This window comes from Citrobacter sp. C5_2, from assembly GCF_014596845.2.
In the GTDB taxonomy this organism is placed as follows: Bacteria; Pseudomonadota; Gammaproteobacteria; order Enterobacterales; family Enterobacteriaceae; genus Citrobacter; species Citrobacter werkmanii.
Genome location: NZ_CP115032.1, coordinates 4,359,866 through 4,376,467, shown reverse-complemented (window position 1 = coordinate 4,376,467; position 16,602 = coordinate 4,359,866). Strand labels below are relative to the sequence as shown.

The 16,602-nt window shown below is 50.6% G+C and carries 19 protein-coding genes; 10 read left to right on the top strand and 9 right to left on the bottom strand.

Going from position 1 to position 16,602, the window contains the following annotated elements; genetic code table 11:
• The first annotated feature begins 85 nt into the window (after window positions 1-85).
• From ICA20_RS21310 to ICA20_RS21285, 6 genes are read left to right on the top strand one after another with little or no spacing between them, the layout of a single operon-like run.
• Window positions 86-508 (top strand): PTS sugar transporter subunit IIA, encoded by a 423-nt coding sequence (locus tag ICA20_RS21310; protein WP_038636967.1) that lies wholly within the window; start codon window positions 86-88, stop codon window positions 506-508.
• A gap of 14 nt (window positions 509-522) precedes the next feature.
• Window positions 523-984 carry a PTS system mannose/fructose/N-acetylgalactosamine-transporter subunit IIB gene (locus tag ICA20_RS21305; RefSeq protein ID WP_038636968.1) on the top strand — a complete coding sequence of 154 codons (462 nt, stop codon included), beginning with the start codon at window positions 523-525 and terminating at the stop codon, window positions 982-984.
• Between the two features lie 25 nt (window positions 985-1,009).
• On the top strand, window positions 1,010-1,789 hold the full coding sequence (locus ICA20_RS21300; RefSeq protein WP_006686564.1) for a PTS mannose/fructose/sorbose/N-acetylgalactosamine transporter subunit IIC: 780 nt from the start codon (window positions 1,010-1,012) through the stop codon (window positions 1,787-1,789).
• The gene (locus ICA20_RS21295) at window positions 1,767-2,615 is read left to right on the top strand and encodes a PTS system mannose/fructose/sorbose family transporter subunit IID (protein WP_038636969.1); all 849 of its coding nucleotides are present in this window, start codon (window positions 1,767-1,769) and stop codon (window positions 2,613-2,615) included. Before ICA20_RS21300 ends, ICA20_RS21295 begins: the two co-directional genes overlap by 23 nt.
• Before the next feature lie 12 nt (window positions 2,616-2,627).
• Window positions 2,628-3,689 (top strand): SIS domain-containing protein, encoded by a 1,062-nt coding sequence (locus tag ICA20_RS21290; RefSeq protein ID WP_038636971.1) that lies wholly within the window; start codon window positions 2,628-2,630, stop codon window positions 3,687-3,689.
• 18 nt (window positions 3,690-3,707) lie between these two features.
• Window positions 3,708-4,718: an SIS domain-containing protein gene (locus ICA20_RS21285; protein WP_038636973.1), complete on the top strand. Its 1,011-nt coding sequence runs from the start codon at window positions 3,708-3,710 to the stop codon at window positions 4,716-4,718.
• Between the two features lie 27 nt (window positions 4,719-4,745).
• Here the strand turns inward: ICA20_RS21285 and opgB are convergent, their stop codons facing one another.
• From opgB to ICA20_RS21255, 6 genes are all read right to left on the bottom strand, one after another.
• Window positions 4,746-7,037: a phosphatidylglycerol--membrane-oligosaccharide glycerophosphotransferase gene (gene opgB, locus ICA20_RS21280; RefSeq protein ID WP_038636975.1), complete on the bottom strand. Its 2,292-nt coding sequence runs from the start codon at window positions 7,035-7,037 to the stop codon at window positions 4,746-4,748.
• Between the two features lie 230 nt (window positions 7,038-7,267).
• Entirely contained in the window at window positions 7,268-7,759 is a 492-nt protein-coding gene (locus ICA20_RS21275; protein WP_038636977.1) for a DUF2501 domain-containing protein, read from the bottom strand.
• 70 nt (window positions 7,760-7,829) lie between these two features.
• Window positions 7,830-8,567, bottom strand: a complete 738-nt coding sequence (gene dnaC, locus ICA20_RS21270; RefSeq protein WP_038636979.1) for a DNA replication protein DnaC — start codon at window positions 8,565-8,567, stop codon at window positions 7,830-7,832.
• Between the two features lie 2 nt (window positions 8,568-8,569).
• On the bottom strand, window positions 8,570-9,109 hold the full coding sequence (gene dnaT / locus ICA20_RS21265; RefSeq protein ID WP_006686572.1) for a primosomal protein DnaT: 540 nt from the start codon (window positions 9,107-9,109) through the stop codon (window positions 8,570-8,572).
• A gap of 121 nt (window positions 9,110-9,230) precedes the next feature.
• Window positions 9,231-9,704: a threonine/serine exporter gene (locus ICA20_RS21260; RefSeq protein ID WP_038636981.1), complete on the bottom strand. Its 474-nt coding sequence runs from the start codon at window positions 9,702-9,704 to the stop codon at window positions 9,231-9,233.
• Window positions 9,695-10,471 (bottom strand): threonine/serine exporter ThrE family protein, encoded by a 777-nt coding sequence (locus ICA20_RS21255; RefSeq protein WP_038636983.1) that lies wholly within the window; start codon window positions 10,469-10,471, stop codon window positions 9,695-9,697. Before ICA20_RS21255 ends, ICA20_RS21260 begins: the two co-directional genes overlap by 10 nt.
• A gap of 453 nt (window positions 10,472-10,924) precedes the next feature.
• Here ICA20_RS21255 and ICA20_RS21250 point away from each other — a divergent pair, with 453 nt between their 5' ends.
• Window positions 10,925-11,650 (top strand): response regulator transcription factor, encoded by a 726-nt coding sequence (locus tag ICA20_RS21250; RefSeq protein WP_038636985.1) that lies wholly within the window; start codon window positions 10,925-10,927, stop codon window positions 11,648-11,650.
• The gene (gene bglJ, locus ICA20_RS21245) at window positions 11,611-12,288 is read left to right on the top strand and encodes a DNA-binding transcriptional activator BglJ (RefSeq protein ID WP_051594501.1); all 678 of its coding nucleotides are present in this window, start codon (window positions 11,611-11,613) and stop codon (window positions 12,286-12,288) included. Before ICA20_RS21250 ends, bglJ begins: the two co-directional genes overlap by 40 nt.
• Window positions 12,289-12,345: 57 nt before the next feature.
• Here the strand turns inward: bglJ and ICA20_RS21240 are convergent, their stop codons facing one another.
• A complete protein-coding gene (locus tag ICA20_RS21240) occupies window positions 12,346-12,804 on the bottom strand; it encodes a YbaK/EbsC family protein (protein WP_038636987.1) in 459 nt (152 codons plus the stop codon).
• A gap of 235 nt (window positions 12,805-13,039) precedes the next feature.
• On the opposite strand from ICA20_RS21240, the gene ICA20_RS21235 reads away from it, so the two are divergent.
• Both ICA20_RS21235 and ICA20_RS21230 read left to right on the top strand, forming a co-directional pair.
• On the top strand, window positions 13,040-13,180 hold the full coding sequence (locus tag ICA20_RS21235) for a hypothetical protein (RefSeq protein ID WP_165353551.1): 141 nt from the start codon (window positions 13,040-13,042) through the stop codon (window positions 13,178-13,180).
• On the top strand, window positions 13,170-14,513 hold the full coding sequence (locus ICA20_RS21230; RefSeq protein ID WP_032940335.1) for a PTS sugar transporter subunit IIC: 1,344 nt from the start codon (window positions 13,170-13,172) through the stop codon (window positions 14,511-14,513). The genes ICA20_RS21235 and ICA20_RS21230 overlap by 11 nt, the downstream gene beginning before the upstream one ends.
• Before the next feature lie 29 nt (window positions 14,514-14,542).
• Here ICA20_RS21230 and fhuF read toward each other — a convergent pair whose 3' ends face one another.
• Both fhuF and ICA20_RS21220 read right to left on the bottom strand, forming a co-directional pair.
• Window positions 14,543-15,331, bottom strand: a complete 789-nt coding sequence (fhuF, locus tag ICA20_RS21225) for a siderophore-iron reductase FhuF (protein ID WP_038636988.1) — start codon at window positions 15,329-15,331, stop codon at window positions 14,543-14,545.
• 108 nt (window positions 15,332-15,439) lie between these two features.
• A complete protein-coding gene (locus ICA20_RS21220; protein WP_038636989.1) occupies window positions 15,440-16,516 on the bottom strand; it encodes a GGDEF domain-containing protein in 1,077 nt (358 codons plus the stop codon).
• Between the last annotated feature and the right edge of the window lie 86 nt (window positions 16,517-16,602).

Here is a 16,602-nt window from a genome sequence, read left to right as displayed (position 1 = left end):
TCATTCTTTTCCCGGCGGCGGGCCACTGTTTCTGGCACGCCGCTTGCTCTGTTAACAGCAGTGGAATCTGTTTTCAGAGGTAAGGATGAAGAGACAGTATATTTTTGCCAGTCACGGCACGCTTGCCAGCGGCGTTTTAAATTCCGTTGAACTGATTTTAGGTAAACGCAATAACGTGCTAACGCTGTGCGCTTATGTTGAAGAAGGTGTGGATTTAAGCCAACAGGTTGATGCGCTGATGGCGCAGATTCCGCAGGACGCTGAGGTGATTGCTCTGACCGATATCTTCGCGGGAAGCGTCAACAATGAGTTCGTGCGCTATTTATCACGCGATCATTTTCACCTGCTGGCCGGAATAAATCTGCCATTGGTGATTGACCTGTTTATGTCGGAAGAGGAGGGCAATGCCGCACAGGTCATTTCCGCCGCGCTGATGAACTCAAAAGAAAATATTCAGTATTGCAATCAGACCATCACCAGCGCCATGCACGGCGATAAAGACTTTTAAGGGGAGGGAGAATCATGATTGTATTTCTTCGCGTGGATCATCGCTTATTACACGGTCAGGTGGCGTTTTCATGGACGCAATATGTTGACGCTGATTGCATCCTTATTGCGAATGACAGCGTACCCAACGATGAATTACGTAAAACGACCATAAAAATGGCTAAGCCACCGGCGGTTAAATTAGTCATTAAAAATATTAACGATGCGATTGAAGCTATTAAGAGCGGCGTTACTGATAAATATAAGCTGTTTATTGTCGTGGAGTCGGTCACCGACGCCTGGCGTCTGGCACGTGAGTTGCCCGAAATAAAAAGCATCAATCTCGGCGGCACCAAAGTCCGTGAGGGAAGCCAGAATATTTCCAAAGCGATCAATCTATTACCGGAAGAAGTGGCCCAACTTCAGGAGCTGGTGGCTGCCGGCGTTGAGGTTGAGATTCGGCTGGTGCCCAACGATCGCAAACAACGCTTTGCCTGAACGGATTACTTCCTGAGGATACATTATGGTAGAGGCACTTTTACTCGGTCTGGTGGCGTTTATCGCGCAGTCTGAATATGCGCTGGGAACCTCGTTGATCTCCAGACCTATCGTGACGGGACTACTGACGGGACTGGTATTGGGGGATATGGAAACTGGTATTGTGATGGGGGCGACGCTTGAACTGGCGTTTATTGGTTCGTTCTCGGTGGGAGCATCGCTGCCGCCGGACGTGGTAACCGGCGGTATTTTGGGCGTTGCTTTTGCGATTAACTCAGGAGCGGGCGCAGAGACCGCATTGTTGCTGGGTCTGCCCATCGCCACGTTGGCGCTTATCGTAAAAAATATCTATAACGGGATGTTCATCCCGCTGCTTTGTCATAAAGCCGATGCGTACGCTGAAGTGGGAAATACCCGCGGTATTGAACGGATGCACTTAATTTCCGGAATTGGGCTTTCGCTGACGTTGGGAATTATTGTCACCGTCTCTTATCTCGCCGGTGTGAATGTGGTGAAAGGTTTTCTCGATGCCATTCCGGAATTTATTAAGCATGGTTTAAGCGTTGCCACCGGGATTATTCCGGCGCTTGGTTTCGCCATGCTGGCACGTTTGTTAATTAACAAAAAAGTGGCCCCTTATTTTTTTCTCGGTTTTGTATTAATGGCGTATTTGAAAATACCAGTCACGGGTATCGCGATTCTCGGCGCGATTGTCGCCGTGGTGATGGTTAATATGCCGAAAATAAATCAATCTCAGACTGCACCCGCACAAGGAGCGCCTCATGACGATGAAGATGATTTCTGAAGACGATCGCCAGCAGGTGGACACCGCAGGAGAAGTGACCGCACGCGATCTCCGCCGTGTTTTCTGGCGCTCCTTCATGATGGAGTTTTCCTGGAATTATGAACGACAGATGAACCTGGCGTTTGCGTATACGCTTATTCCGGTACTGAAAAAGCTCTATACCCGCAAAGAGGATTTGGCGCAGGCGCTGAAACGCCACCTCGCTTTCTTTAATACCACGCCGCATATCGTCACTCTGATCCTTGGGATCACCGTGGCTATGGAGGAGAAAAACAGTCAGCAGAAAGGTATGGATGCGACATCCATTGATAACGTTAAGGCATCGCTGATGGGGCCGTTGGCAGGAATTGGCGACTCCTTTTTCTGGGGAACGCTGCGCCTGATTGCCACCGGTATCGGCACCAGCCTGGCGCTAAAAGGCAATATCCTGGGCCCTATTCTGTTCCTGCTGGTCTTCAATGTGCCGCATATTCTGGTGCGCTGGCTGTTTACACGCTGGGGATATGTGCTGGGCACCGGCGTGCTGCAGAGAATACAGCAAAGCGGCATGATGGAGAGCCTGACTTACGGTGCTTCGATTATTGGCCTGATGGTAGTGGGTGCCATGACGGCGTCGATGATTGATATCACGATCCCCATCACCTTTGGTACGGGTGAGGCGAAAACCCATGTGCAGGACATTATCAACGACATTATGCCCTGCCTGTTACCACTGGTGAGCTTTGCCATCGTTTACTGGCTACTTGGCAAGAAGGTTAAGCCATTAACTATTATTGGCGGTATCGCATTGGTCGGTATTTTGGGTTCCTGGATTGGTCTTTTTTAAGAGGGAAAAATGATGTCACCAACCATGCTGACGTATATCAATGAAGAGTCTGCAACGCTGGTCCGCATCCTGCGCGAATATCGTCAAACGCTGGCCGATATTTCCGACTTTGCGCACCACCGCAAAATAGAACGAATCACGATACTGGCTACCGGTTCGTCATTAAATGCGGCATATTGCGCCCGTTATTTTTTCGAAAAGTTCGCGATAAATATCGATATTAAAGAGCCGTACACCTTTACCCATTATGAGAATCTCGACCCGCAGGCTGACATGGTGATTGCGATTTCACAAAGCGGTAAAAGCGCCTCCACGCTGGATGCCATGCGGAAGGTGCAAGCGCAGGGGATTCCGGTTTTTGCACTGACCTCCGATCGGCAGAGCCCTGTTGGGCTGGCCTGTGACTATCCGCTGGATATTCTTACCGGCATTGAGACGGTCGGATTTGTTACCCGCGGATTCAGCGCCACCGTGCTTAATTTGCTGCTGGTGGCACTACTGCTGGCCCGCCAGCAACAGCGCCTGGATGAGCGCGAAATGGTGGATTATCTGGCGCAGCTTGAGCGCATCGCGGTGGAGATTCCTGACGCGATCGCGCGCACTGAAGCATTTATTCATACGCATCAAACCATATTGCAACAGGGAAAACGGTTTGTCGCCATCGGCTATGGCGCGCTGGTGGGGGTGGCAAAAGAGTTTGAAACCAAGTTCACCGAGACGGTGCGTGTGCCGTCTGCCGGATTTGAGCTTGAGGCATACATGCATGGGCCTTATCTGGAGGCCAATGCGGAGCACGTGATGTTCTTCTTTGACGACGCTAGCGACGAGCGCTCCCGGGCGCTGCGTGGCTATATGTCGCCGGCGGTGGAGCGAGCCTTTAGGGTGACTCTGGCGGCACAGGCGCAGGATGACGAGACGTTGGCTCTTGGTGTGGATGTGGATCATTTTTTATCGCCGCTGTTACTCATTGTGCCGGTACAACTGCTGGCTTTCTATATTGCATCGCTGAAAGGCATCGACCTTTCTGTGCGTATTTTTGACGATTTCGATCGCGTATTAAAAAGTAAAATCTAATTTATCAGGAGAGAAAATATGTTGGGTTTTAATCAGGACGAGTACCTGACGAGTGCTCGTGAGATAATTGCTGCGCGCAAAAAAACAGAACAGGTGGCGGATGATATTCATCAGTCGGGCTTCAGTTCTTTATTTTTTGCCTCCGTAGGGGGCTCATTAGCGCCCATGATGGCCATAAATGAATTCGCCAAAGAATTAACCGGTCTGCCGGTTTATATCGAACAGGCGGCAGAATTAATTCATAAAGGTAATAAACGGCTAAATAAAGATTCGGTGGTAGTGACGCTATCGAAATCAGGCGATACCAAAGAATCGGTCGCTATCGCTGAGTGGTGTAAAGCGCAGGGCATTCGCGTGGTGGCAATTACCAAAAACGCCGACTCACCGCTGGCGCAGGCGGCAACATGGCATATTCCGATGCGCCACAAAAATGGCGTGGAATATGAGTATATGCTGCTGTATTGGCTGTTCTTCCGCGTTCTCTCTCATCATGGTGACTTTGCGGATTACGAGCGGTTTGCCAGCCAGCTGGAGACATTGCCTGAGCACCTGCTGCAGGCGAAGCAGATCTTTGATCCGCAGGCGGACCAGATCGCCAGTCGTTACCATCGCAGTGACTATATGATGTGGGTCGGCGGAGCAGAGATGTGGGGTGAGGTCTATCTGTTCTCGATGTGTATTCTGGAAGAGATGCAGTGGAAACGCACCCGGCCAGTGACCTCAGCGGAGTTCTTTCACGGCGCGCTGGAACTGCTGGAGAAAGATGTACCGCTGCTGCTGGTGAAAGGGGAGGGGAAATGTCGGGCGCTTGATGAACGCGTGGAGCGTTTTGCCGCGCAGATCACCGATAATCTGGTGGTGATCGATCCGGCACGTTACCCGATGCCGGGCATCGACGACGCTTTCCGCTGGATAATGGCGCCTTGCCTGGTCTCGACGCTGCTGGTTGATCGCCTCGCGGCGCACTTTGAGCACTATACGGGCCACAGCCTGGACATCCGCCGTTACTACCGCCAGTTTGAGTACTAACAGAAAAGGGAGCAATGCTCCCTTTTTTTAACCCTGAGCTGCCACCACTTTGATTTCAACCATCCCGATCCCCAGCTTCCGCGGCGAGTGGCCGAGAATATTGCCCTCGTTGGTGGCGACCGGATCGGGTGGGATAATCACCAGCGTATCGGCATCCGCCGGGTTTTCAAAATGTAAGGTAGTGGTGCTGATATCATGGCTTAACACCAGCGTCTGTTCCTCATTGCCAACGCGCACGGGTATCGGGCGATTGGCGTTATCGCCATAGGCTTTGGCGGTGATGACCAGATCGAATTTTTTCGGCAATGGCGCTTTGTATTCGATTTTTACCTCTTCACTGAGCTGCGCATTGGACCAGCGTCCCCAGGATTCGGGGCGTGAAATACCACTAAATTGTTTCACCTCTTCCGGCGCGCCCGCCACGTTAAAGACGAAGCTGTCGGCTTTGTAGCGAATATCGTTATCGACAATTTTCAGCGTATCGACGTTTCCTTTGTAGCGCTCCATGTCGATCACCGTGTCTTTAAAGACGGTTTTGCTTTTCCATTTGGCTTTGTCAACGTGTTGCACAATTTGTTGCCCGCCCAGTTGCCCCTGAGAGACGCACCAGTCGGTGGAAAGCGCCAACTCCGGCGCCCACAGCTGCGCCATTTTGTAGCAGCGATCGACCCAGACAAAGTTATCGCGCGGCGCGAAATCCGCCAACTGGAAGCGCAACGGCGCCGAGTATTCGCTTTCTGGTAGTGGTTCGACGCGTTTATCCGATACGCGCAGCAGCAGTGGCAGGCGGAAATGACTGCCGGAGAACGCGATCATGTTCTTGTCCTGGTCAATGGTGAACTCTTTCATCTCTTTCGGGAAATTCCACAGGCGGATGATATCGGGCTTCCACGCCAGCATTTTTTCTTTGATGTTGAGGAATACTTCCGATACGGATTCGCCCGACAAACTGCTGCGGCCAAGGCCGATAAAGTTATCGCCGCCCAGAATATCCAGCACCGTTGCGCCGTTATCCATCGTGTTACGTTTCACCGCCAGCGTATCCTGTTGCGGTTGGTCGCCGCGTAACACGAAGAACAGGTTGTTGCGATCCTGCTTGTTCAGATACTTCCAGGCGGTGTTGTTCATTGCCAGATGATCGGACGAAACCACGATCACGGTATCTTTAAACCACGGGGATGCTTTGATTTTATTAATAAATTCAGCGATGTTTTCCTGACTGCAGCTCACCGCGCTGAAAGATTGATTGGCCTTACCGTCGATGTCATAACGTTTACGGTTACAGCTACGAGAGATAAATCCATCCGGATGATGGGTATCCACGGTCAGGGTAAACAGTGAAAAACGTTGTCCTGAACGCGATAGTTCTTCAAATTTTTTCCATGCTTCGTCCAGCACGGTGTCATCGTAAAAGCCCCAGTCGTTACGATATGCGGGATCCGCCACCACGCTTTTTAACTCTTCTGCGCCGTACAGATGATCAAACCCGTGAGATTTCAGGAACACATCCTTCCCGGCAAAGCGCAGGTTGGCCCCCTGCACAAAGTAGTTTTGGTAGCCGGAGTTTTTCAGGATATCGCCGAGACAGATATTGTTGGGGAAAAAGCTGGAAACCGATGCCGAGGCGTTGCCTTCAAATGGCGCAAATAACGGGATGCCACATTGCGAAGCGACCATGCCAGCGATGGTGTAATCCGTCCCTGGTAGCTGCATGGTGTTGCTGAAATCCATGCCTTCGTTTTTCAACGCGCCGAGCTCCGGGGTCAGATCCGGGAACGCCTCGTTATTAAAGTAGGTGCGTTCGAGACTTTCGCCATAGATATAAACCAGGTTCAGCTTCGGATGAGGGATGGTTTTCGACGGCTCTTTATAATAGGTCAGGAAATCCGGATCGCCATCGCGCGACTGAGATTTCACCAGTTCAGTTATCTGGTGAAACGCCGGGCTGGCGTCAACGGAGGCCAGCGCCAGCAGCAGGGCCAACAGGCTGTAACCCACGTGATGCGGGTGATGGCGACGGCGGCGAAGGATCCAGCCGAGGGCGACGAAGACGGTCGTCAGCGCCAGCGCAATGCCGACGCCAGGCAGAATATATTTCCCGATACCTGCGCCGGTCAGGCTGTTGGTCAGAGTATAAAGCACCGCGTCGTTGATTCCGTCGCCGGTGAAATAGTCACTGGCATACAGTGTGATATTTAAGACAATAAAAATCCCCAGCACCGTTAACGTGGCGGCAAACCACCAGGTATTGCGACCCGCTTTCCAGGCATAAATCAGCACTGAAGCGAGAAACAGAGTGATGGAGATTAATTCTGACACGGTCGATCCTCAGTAAACCGGGCACATGCCTGGCAGGCTAATCATTTGGTAAGAGAACAATGTAATAGCGTTGTTATATTGCTGCAATTGTAGTGACATTAAATTACGTTGTTATTCAGAATTGGTTTAGATATGCGCGTTTTTGGCGGGTAATTACGGCTTTCGTGATGGCGGTCTGTATCGGCAGGAATAGGGGGATGCCGCGCAGGGGATACGCGGCATTTAATGCCTCAGGAAATGAAGTTCATACCCTGTTTTAACACCAGATCGCAGGCCTTGGTTTTTACCTGCTTCGCCAGCGAGCTATTACCAATCGTGTTCAGGTCCAGCTGTTGGCCATCTTTGGCGTTGAGCAGGCCCTGAATGCCGTCCATGTAATTGGTGTCTTGTTTCTGCTCTGGGGCACTGAGGCCGAGTTTATCCAGCACCTGGTTTTTGACATTTTGCGCGTCGGTGACCGAGGCCAGTTTCTGTTTGGCGCAATAGTCCAGGATCCCGGCGGCGTTATTCATGCTGCTTGAGGTCAGTGACTGATTGCTGCCATTCAGCAGACTGGTCAGGGAGGAGAGCGACGAGCTGCCCTGCGAGCCGGAGCTTTGTTTGCTCAGTTCGCTGGCCGCGCTGGAGAGCGAGTCCTGCCAGGAGGCGGCAAAAACGCTGGTGGAGATGAGCGTACTGGCGGCAAGCGCACAGCACAGCAGACGTTTGGTTGTTTTCATCATTATATGCAACTCGTGTTATGCCTTTTCAGCGCAGTATAGCGCTGGCAGCTTTAGGAGTGGTCCTAATACGTTAATACTCTTTTCCTGTTACCCGGCTACGGTAGCTGTCCCAGTTAAAAATCACCCACAGGCTGTTACCGAGACGCATGCGATCCATCACGCGCTCACCCAGCAGTTTGTTCATTTCATCCATATTGCTGTTGGTTAACATACCGGTCGGGCGTTTTGAGGACGATCGGCGATCGACGATCTGATTGATGATCACTTTTTCATAGCGGGATTCGGTCTGCATGCCGATCTCATCGATCACCAGCAGATCTACATTGCTAAGATCGTTGAGCAACTGTTCTTCGCTGGTTTCACGGTTACTAAAGGTTTCTTTCATCGCCGACATGATATCAGCCACGGTAATGATCAGTACCGACTTACCGCGGAGCAGCAGTTCGTTGCAGATAGCTGCCGCCAGATGGTTTTTGCCGGTGCCGGGTTTGCCCGAGAAAATAAAGCTGGCGATGTTGCCGTCAAACTCATCAACGTACTGGCGGGCTTTGCTCAGGGCGTTCATCTGACCTTCGCATTCCACCCGATAGTTATCGAATGAACAGTTTTGGTGCAGCGGACGGATACCGGAGCGGTTGAATGTGCGCTGCATTTTCATGGCCCGGTTTTCGCGGGCCAGCGCTGCGGCACGAATTTCACCTTGCTCTTTTTGCCATGCCAGTAGCTCTTCGCCCGTTTTAAAGGCAGGCTCGACATTGGGCGGCATCATTTTTTGCAGACGTTTCATCAGATCGCCAACGTTTTTCATCGTTATCCTCTAAAACCTGGTGGAATATGGCTGTCAGGTTCGCTGACACTGTTCACATCGCGCTTTGGCATTCCGCCATTGCTGGCCCGGCCAATCTGGATGCTACGCGCCAGTTTTTGCTGCCACTGAATATGGTGAAAGACTTTGCCTTCTGCCTGCCAGTAGGCGACGAATGAGGCCAGTTCCTCGGCGGTGACCGGTTCTCTTAACGCCACGCCCCACAGAGCGGCCTGGCGCTGAAAGTCGGCATCGGGCTGCCAGTCAGCGTACATCGCAAATTTCCCCATTGGCACGGCCACGGGCGCAGCTTGCGGCTCTTCATAAAATTGCGCATCCAACGTCACATCGCTTCCTGGACGTGACAGCTTCTCTTCAAGCGCCAACAACTGAGCCAGTCGCGCAGGCGTCAGCGCGTAAAACGCTGGCGCATTGTTGGCGAATACCGCTACGGCGCCACCCGCAGACTTTGCCAGTACCGCGTGGTGATCGTGTAGTAAGGCGTCAATGCTGATGACGTCCGGCGTCAAAATTTTGCAGGGCATAATGTTTCTCAAAACTGAACAACAACCGAGAAGGGACTGCTTTTATAGTAACACAGAGAACCATGAGAGCAGCAGATGAGGGGGAGATTCCCCCTCTGCGAGGCGCTAAGTAATTACCGCGCTAGACGCGTGGGCGTTTGCGATACAGCCATAAGCCTGGTACGGATAAGCCGATAGAGAGCGCACCAACAATTGATGAAGCTTTCAGGAAATTGGTTAACAGGGTAATCATCAGCGCTTCGCTATAGCCGAAATGGCCAATTTTTACCGCGGAGATCATGGCGGTGTAGGCGGAGATCCCGGGGAACATAGGGATCACAGCCGCAACGGTGAAAACTTTCGGATGCGCCAGATACCAGCGCGACCACTGGATCCCAATGCAGCCAATCAGCAGCGACGCCATAAAGGTTGACCATTCAATATTAAACCCTGCGCTCATCATCACCATTCGTGAACCATGGCCCAGCGCGCCGAGTAACGCACACCAGGGAAGCGCGCGGTGCGGGACGTTAAACACCATGGCAAAGCCCAGAGCCGGGATCGCCGACAGGATCATGTCCTGTATCAGCGCCAGAATGAAATCGATCACGCCCATCCGCGCAGCCCCCATAAGGTCATCGACATAACCACCCCAATGCAGGTTGCCAACGTCAGGAGACTGGCAATGGCCCAGCGAGCCAGCCCGGTATTAATGTGCCCCTTAAACATATCCGCGACAGAGTTGATCAACGGAAAACCCGGAACCAGCAGCAGCACGCTGGCAGCCATGGCGATGGTTGGGGTGTGATTAAAGGTCGGCAGCGTCAGCAACAGGCCGGATATTGTGGTCGCTACAAAGGCAGTGATACAAAAGTTGATTTGCGGATGCAAATGCCGTGACGCCAGAATCTGGCGGATATACATCGCCACCATGCTGGCGAAAAAGGTGATCACCGCGCCGTCCCATCCGCCGTTATTGAGTTTGCAAAAGCAGGCGCAGGACAAACCGACCATCAATGCGACCAGCCATCTTGGATAGCGTAGCGGCTTAATCTGGCTGAAGCGCTTCTCAACGCCTTTTAGATCCAGTAGTTTGTGTTCCGCTAAAATAACGATGTGCTGCACTTCCGTCACGACGTGCATGTTAATGCCGCGATCATGATTTTTTCGGGTCGACGTCAGGCATTGCCCATCTTTAATGGTAGTCAGGACAATCGCGTTGGAGGAGATGGCGCTTTCTACGCTATCCATGCCAAGCGCCAGGCCGAGGCGAGTGGATAACTCGTCAACCAGCGCGCTTTCTGCACCATGCTGGAGTAAAAAAAGCCCACATTGTATACATAACCGTGTAACCGTTCGCTGTGACGACTGCTCTGTTTGCATGGTTCGCTCTGACTGAAAAGGATCTCATTGAATAGTGAATGTCTTCTTTTTATCATGAAGCATGAGCCAGTTGGCTCTGGCAAGATCAATCTTTGTGTTGAAAAAAGACGCAGGTCGTACTCGCTTACATGCCTTACCTGCTAATCAATAAAAACAGTATCACATGATAAGATAGTTTTATTTATCAGGATGGCAAATACGTAAGCAATTCTAATGTTCTATTTTAGTTCTTTTAATTGTACATAGAATGTATTTATGCGTAATTTTGTAATAACGGTTCAATAGTTTGAACGCTATTGGGATTATAGCGCCATTATTTTAATGTTTGAATGAAATCCAAGGATAAACAATTCACCTCGTCTATTGTTTAGGGATTTTCTGTTAATTAATACGTTTAATTTATCAGGGATCTTCTAATAAATGCGAATACGGACTGGTGAATGTGGAGGGGATATGTTGCCAGGACGCTGCAAAAACGCAATTATTATTAGCAAATTACCGATCGTACAAACTGGGCTTAAAGGTGTAATGCAAGAACAGTTTGCTGATTACGAATTGACTTACTGTCGTTCTGTTGAAGAACTGACATTGTTGCAGTTGCGGTGCGCTGACTTGGTGATTGCTGATTTATCAGCAGACTGCAATCATCCTCGCTCAGTTTGCGAACAATTTTATTCTTTATTATCTCAATACCGTGATATTCATTGGGTGTTTCTTGTCTCTCGTGTTTTTTACCCTCTCGCCATCGAACTGCTGATGTGCCCGATCAGTTCACTGTTATCTGATGCTGAGCCGATTGAAAGTTTAGTGAATGTAATTCACGCGGGAAATACCCGAGCTGAGAGGATAAGTAAATCTCTGATTTCCCCTCCCGTAATGCCAGAGTTGGCTGACAATAGCGCCCGCTCAATTGCACTTACTCTCTCGGAGAGGAAAGTGCTGAGACTCCTGGGAAAAGGTTGGGGAATTAACCAGATTGCATCGTTACTTAAGAAAAGTAATAAAACAATCAGCGCCCAAAAGAACAGCGCCATGCGTCGCTTATCAATACATAGCAATGCAGAAATGTACGCATGGATAAATAGTTCTCAAGGATCGCGAGAACTGAATTTACCTTCAGTATATGGGGAGACCACGGAATGGAAAGCAGAAGCATTAAAAGAAACGTCGCACTTGTAGAAAAATGTGCGATGAGTCGTGTGGGTATTGAGAGTTTATTTAATACCATGCCGGATGACCAATACGCACTTCATCTCTTTTCGAACCAGCCTGCTTTTAGTCAGGCGATGTTAAAAATGTCATTTTCGGCAGTAATTTTTTCTCTTTCTGCTATCAGAACCGATCGCAGAGCAGGACTCGCCTATCTGACGGAGATGGCGATAAATTTCCCTCGCATCAGGCGTGTGGTGATTGCCGATGACGATGCTGAGGCACGTTTAATTGGCTCTCTGTCACCATTGCCGCTGGATGGGGTCGTTAGCAAAGCCTCTTCGTTAACTGTGCTGCAGGAAGCTTTGTTTACGTCGTTGAATTGCCCTACCCGGACAACCGAAAGCGCGAAAAACCATTGGTTTATCAATCAAAGCCGTGTGCTTAGCCCCACAGAACGAGAAATACTGCGTTTTATGTCAAATGGCTATTCGATGCCGCAGATTGCCGTTCAGCTTGAACGGAATATTAAAACCATTCGGGCGCATAAATTTAACGTAATGTCCAAGCTGGGCGTGAGCTCAGATGCGGGTTTACTGGATGCTGCCGATATCCTGCTGTATCTGCGCGCAGGCGAACCGACACCCATTCTACAAGCGGCGTCGTGACGGCCAACGTAGACGTATTTTGTGTCGGGTTCAGTCACCGGCCCGGGGCGTGAAACATCATTGGCACACATCAACCCAGGTGGCTGACGTTAGCTCAGCCATCCTTTCCGGCGTGATGCGAACAGCGCTGTGAATGGCCCCTGCCGCAGGCAGCACTTCAGCATAGTGCTTCAGAGAGACATCGCAATAAACCGATATCGGTGTTTCCAGCCCGAAAGGACAAACGCCGCCAACGGGGTGACCCGTCGCATTCACGACCTCATCACTACTCAGCATACGGGCTTTGGCGCCGAATGTGCTCTTTAGCTTTTTATTATCCAGCCGGGCATCGCCTTTGGCGACGACCAGAATGATGTCGTTCTTCACTTTTAGCGAAAGTGTTTTCGCGATCTGACCGGGTTCGACATTATGGGCTTTTGCTGCCAGCTCGACGGTTGCCGTGCTCTGATCTAATTCGATGATCTCAATATCTGGGGCATGTTGCGCCAAAAATTGGCGTACTGATTGCAAACTCATTCTTCTCTCCAAATCGCCTACGGGCAGCTCCATACAGCAGAAAACCGCATGGCGTAATTTGTCATAGGGGCAAGCTCGCTGTAAATATTTTATTGTAACAACATGGCAACATTGGCAGTTTTTCGATCATCTTCACAATCAAGGAAACCGGTTACAGTAACCGGTTGCAGAATGTTGAAATGACGATTAATACTGAAGTTGTCACTTCCTCTGTATCACATAATAAGAGCCATCTATGAAACTTAACTCAAAATGCAGTAGCGCTGGTGTTCTTCCCGGCACGGTTGCGAAAAAGTGTAATGAGCTTTGCGTGGTGGTGTTGATGCCTGCATGGCTGCAGGGTTTTGCGCAACGGGAGAGCGGCTATGTCTACTAATCATGCTGTGTTTAATGTGATTTTCCGTTTTGTTGAAAACTACGTCAGCCCTGTCGCCGGACGAATCTCTTCACAACGTCATGTGATGGCAATCCGCGATGGGTTTATTTCGGCTATGCCCTTTATGATCGTCGGTTCATTTCTGCTGGTTTTCGCCTACCCGCCATTTTCTCCTGATACCACATGGGGATTTGCCCGTGCATGGCTGGATATGGCAAAACAGTTTGAAGGCCAGATCCTCACACCGTTTGATATGACGATGGGGATCATGTCGGTCTACATCTGTGCGGCTATCGCTTATAACCTGGGTAAGCACTATGTGAAGTCGCATCAGTTAGATCCGTTTATGTGCGCAATGCTGTCCATCATGGCTTTTTTGCTGATTGCCGCGCCGAAAACCAAAGGCGCGATGCCCGTCGATAGCCTGGGTGGGACGGGGATTTTCACTGCTATCCTCGTGGCGATTTACTGTGTGGAAATGATGCGTTTCCTGAAGGCGCACAACATCGGCATCCGTTTACCCGATCAGGTGCCGCCAATGATCAAAAACTCCTTCGATCTGCTGATCCCGGTGCTGGTGGTGGTGCTAACGCTGTACCCTCTGAGCCTGGTGATACAGTCGCAGTTTGACATGCTAATTCCGCAGGCCATTATGGCTATCTTTAAACCACTGGTATCCGCTGCTGATTCTCTCCCGGCGATACTACTGGCCGTGCTGATTGGTCATCTACTGTGGTTTGCTGGGATCCATGGTGCGGCGATTGTTTCGGGGATGCTGCAAATGTTCTGGCTAACCAATCTCGGAATGAATCAGTCGGCGCTGGCACAGGGCGCACCTTTGCCACATATCTTTATGGAAGCATTCTGGACGTTTTTCATCGTGGTTGGTGGGTCCGGCGCGACGATGGGGTTAGTGATTTGCTATCTGCGCAGCCGTTCGGCGCATTTACGTTCGATTGGGCGTTTGAGTGTGGTCCCCAGCATTTTTAATATTAACGAACCGGTGATTTTCGGTACGCCGATTGTCATGAATCCCGTGTTCTTTATCCCGTTTCTGCTGGCCCCGATGGTGAATGCGGTGCTGGCCTGGGCGGCGATGAAGCTGGATTTAATTGGACGGGTGATTTCCGTCGTTCCCTGGACGGCCCCGGCACCGGTTGGCGCGGCATGGGCGTTAGGCTGGGATTATCGCGCGGCCATCCTGGTCGTCCTGCTGGCGTTGGTGTCGGCGATCATCTATTTCCCATTCTTTAAGGTCTATGAAAAGCAGCTATTGGCGCAGGAAAAAGAAGAAGCACAGCGTATAGAAGAGGAAAACCAGCAGGTTGCATAAATTGTTGACGAGGGGCTACGGCTCCTCGCTTACTTCAGCGTACAGTCACCGCATTGCTGAACGTCGGGCAGGCGGTAACGCTGGCAGCAGGTTCTGCGCACCAGTAATCCTTCGCGTGGAACAACGGTACGCCACAACGGATTATCCTGACCGCAGGAGAGTTGTTTCTCAAAAAAGCAGGTTTGCCGCAGTGAGTTCAGCAGCTCTTCACCTAACAATGGCTTCATTTCCGTTAAATACCAGTGAATTAAATATCCGGTATTGCTCCAGATAAGCCTGGCGTTGATCTCGCCTGTTGCTTCCAGCGCCTGCACAACCGGCGTTAGTGCCGAGAGAATCAGCGTTTCCATGCGTTGTTGAGGCGACAGGGCTGTAGTCTGGTGATCCTGGTGGACGTCAATCCAGAAGCAGGCTGCACGGCCCGTTTCGTGAAACTCAACGCGCATGTGTTCAGGTGAGACGTCAATGGCCTCTTTTTGCGTTAGCAGGGCTACCATGAGTGGGGGCATCATCAGCCCGATATACCATTGCGCCCAGAGAGAAATCAGCGGCTTATTTTCGCGTGTCAGCGTGGGCTGGTTGCGATAGATATGGTCTGAATAAACGGCCAACAGCGAACTGAGCGTCGCTGGTTGCGTCCATTCATGTAGCGTCATCGCGCCCGGTACGGGGATTTCGTCAAGACGAATAAAGTCCAGCAGGTGCTCACGAGTTTGGGCTATCGTTTCGCGTACAGCAGCAGCCAGCGAGGGCATCTTTGCTGGAAGGTGGCTACGCCAGATGACATCTTCAACGATCGGTGCGGAACGATAAGCCATGGCAATATAAGGATGTTAATCTAAATGATAATGATTGCTAATCCTATAGTTGACGATGAACGATGGCAAGATCTTTGTCGCGATGACGGATGCCACCGCACAGATAGCTCAGAGTGAAGGGCGGTTTACCCTCAGTTCATCGCTGACCAGCGTGTTATTACGCCCAAGATTTTTCGCCTCGTACAGGGCTTTATCCGCTCTGGCGATAGCGGCCTCAATATCCTGCTCTACCAGCGGCGCAATGCCGATACTGACGGTCACGTTGGTTGCCACGTTTTCGTTAAACATGTGGGGTATTTTAAGGTCGTACACTTTCTGACGAATACGCTCGGCGGCGGCCTGTGCCTGCTGCGGATCGATTGCGGTCAGCAAAACCATGAATTCTTCGCCGCCGAATCGCGCCACCACATCCCGGGATCGTACGGAATCTCGAATGGCGGCTGAGACGCGGATCAGCGCCTGGTCGCCCATCATATGCCCGTAATGATCGTTATAGGCTTTGAAGTGGTCGATATCCAATAACAGCACGTAGTGTTTCGAGTTGCTCAGCGCCAACAGCGTATCGAGTCTGTGTTGCAGTCCCCGGCGGTTATACAAACCGGTAAGCGGGTCAAGCATGCTGAGTCCGTTGAGCGTTTCCCGTTCCTCAAGCAGTTTGTACATCAACTGCTGGGCGAAACCATCGTAGCGCTTTTGTATCACATGTTGGATGGCGATCCCGGCCATCGGTAACGCCATAAAATAGAAAATTCGTAAACTATGCTCGTTGCCGCTAAGCCATAAACAGACGGCGACGGAGGGGAGAGAATGAAGCGTAAACGCGATGATATTATTGGCGAAAGCAATAGATCCAATAAACAGCACGCTGAGCAGTGCGATTAACAGAAAATAATAGTCATTATGACCGAGAGTGGAATATTTCTGAAAAATATGGAATGCCCATAACAAGCCAAAGATTATTGAAATAAAAGGGAGATTAATTTTTTTATCCGTGTATTTACCATGCCATATAAGCAGCAGCGTACTGGTGATCAGTATCAGCAGAGCCGGTACAGATAAGGCTTTGACGGCAAAAAGTGGGAAAAAAAGCGTAAACAGCGCGGAGACTGCGTTGAGAAGCAGAAACAAACGCAAAGAGAGTTGATATTTTTTAGTGCGCAGAGTTCGCCAGGATTGTACTGTCATAGTAAATATTGTTAGTTATCTGTAATATACGAAGATGTGTTGGTAAATAAAACAAATAACGAACGGGGTATCATTCGCTGAGGTCT

Bases quoted from the DNA above. Each gene is read 5' to 3' on its own strand.
- ICA20_RS21310 (WP_038636967.1), top strand. From the start codon at position 86: ATGAAGAGACAGTATATTTTTGCCAGTCACGGCACGCTTGCCAGCGGC.
- ICA20_RS21305 (WP_038636968.1), top strand. From the start codon at position 523: ATGATTGTATTTCTTCGCGTGGATCATCGCTTATTACACGGTCAGGTG.
- ICA20_RS21300 (WP_006686564.1), top strand. From the start codon at position 1,010: ATGGTAGAGGCACTTTTACTCGGTCTGGTGGCGTTTATCGCGCAGTCT.
- ICA20_RS21295 (WP_038636969.1), top strand. From the start codon at position 1,767: ATGACGATGAAGATGATTTCTGAAGACGATCGCCAGCAGGTGGACACC.
- ICA20_RS21290 (WP_038636971.1), top strand. From the start codon at position 2,628: ATGTCACCAACCATGCTGACGTATATCAATGAAGAGTCTGCAACGCTG.
- ICA20_RS21285 (WP_038636973.1), top strand. From the start codon at position 3,708: ATGTTGGGTTTTAATCAGGACGAGTACCTGACGAGTGCTCGTGAGATA.
- ICA20_RS21275 (WP_038636977.1), bottom strand. From the start codon at position 7,759: ATGATGAAAACAACCAAACGTCTGCTGTGCTGTGCGCTTGCCGCCAGT.
- dnaC (WP_038636979.1), bottom strand. From the start codon at position 8,567: ATGAAAAACGTTGGCGATCTGATGAAACGTCTGCAAAAAATGATGCCG.
- dnaT (WP_006686572.1), bottom strand. From the start codon at position 9,109: ATGCCCTGCAAAATTTTGACGCCGGACGTCATCAGCATTGACGCCTTA.
- ICA20_RS21260 (WP_038636981.1), bottom strand. From the start codon at position 9,704: ATGGGCGTGATCGATTTCATTCTGGCGCTGATACAGGACATGATCCTG.
- ICA20_RS21255 (WP_038636983.1), bottom strand. From the start codon at position 10,471: ATGCAAACAGAGCAGTCGTCACAGCGAACGGTTACACGGTTATGTATA.
- ICA20_RS21250 (WP_038636985.1), top strand. From the start codon at position 10,925: ATGTTGCCAGGACGCTGCAAAAACGCAATTATTATTAGCAAATTACCG.
- bglJ (WP_051594501.1), top strand. From the start codon at position 11,611: ATGGAAAGCAGAAGCATTAAAAGAAACGTCGCACTTGTAGAAAAATGT.
- ICA20_RS21240 (WP_038636987.1), bottom strand. From the start codon at position 12,804: ATGAGTTTGCAATCAGTACGCCAATTTTTGGCGCAACATGCCCCAGAT.
- ICA20_RS21235 (WP_165353551.1), top strand. From the start codon at position 13,040: ATGAAACTTAACTCAAAATGCAGTAGCGCTGGTGTTCTTCCCGGCACG.
- ICA20_RS21230 (WP_032940335.1), top strand. From the start codon at position 13,170: ATGTCTACTAATCATGCTGTGTTTAATGTGATTTTCCGTTTTGTTGAA.
- fhuF (WP_038636988.1), bottom strand. From the start codon at position 15,331: ATGGCTTATCGTTCCGCACCGATCGTTGAAGATGTCATCTGGCGTAGC.
- ICA20_RS21220 (WP_038636989.1), bottom strand. From the start codon at position 16,516: ATGACAGTACAATCCTGGCGAACTCTGCGCACTAAAAAATATCAACTC.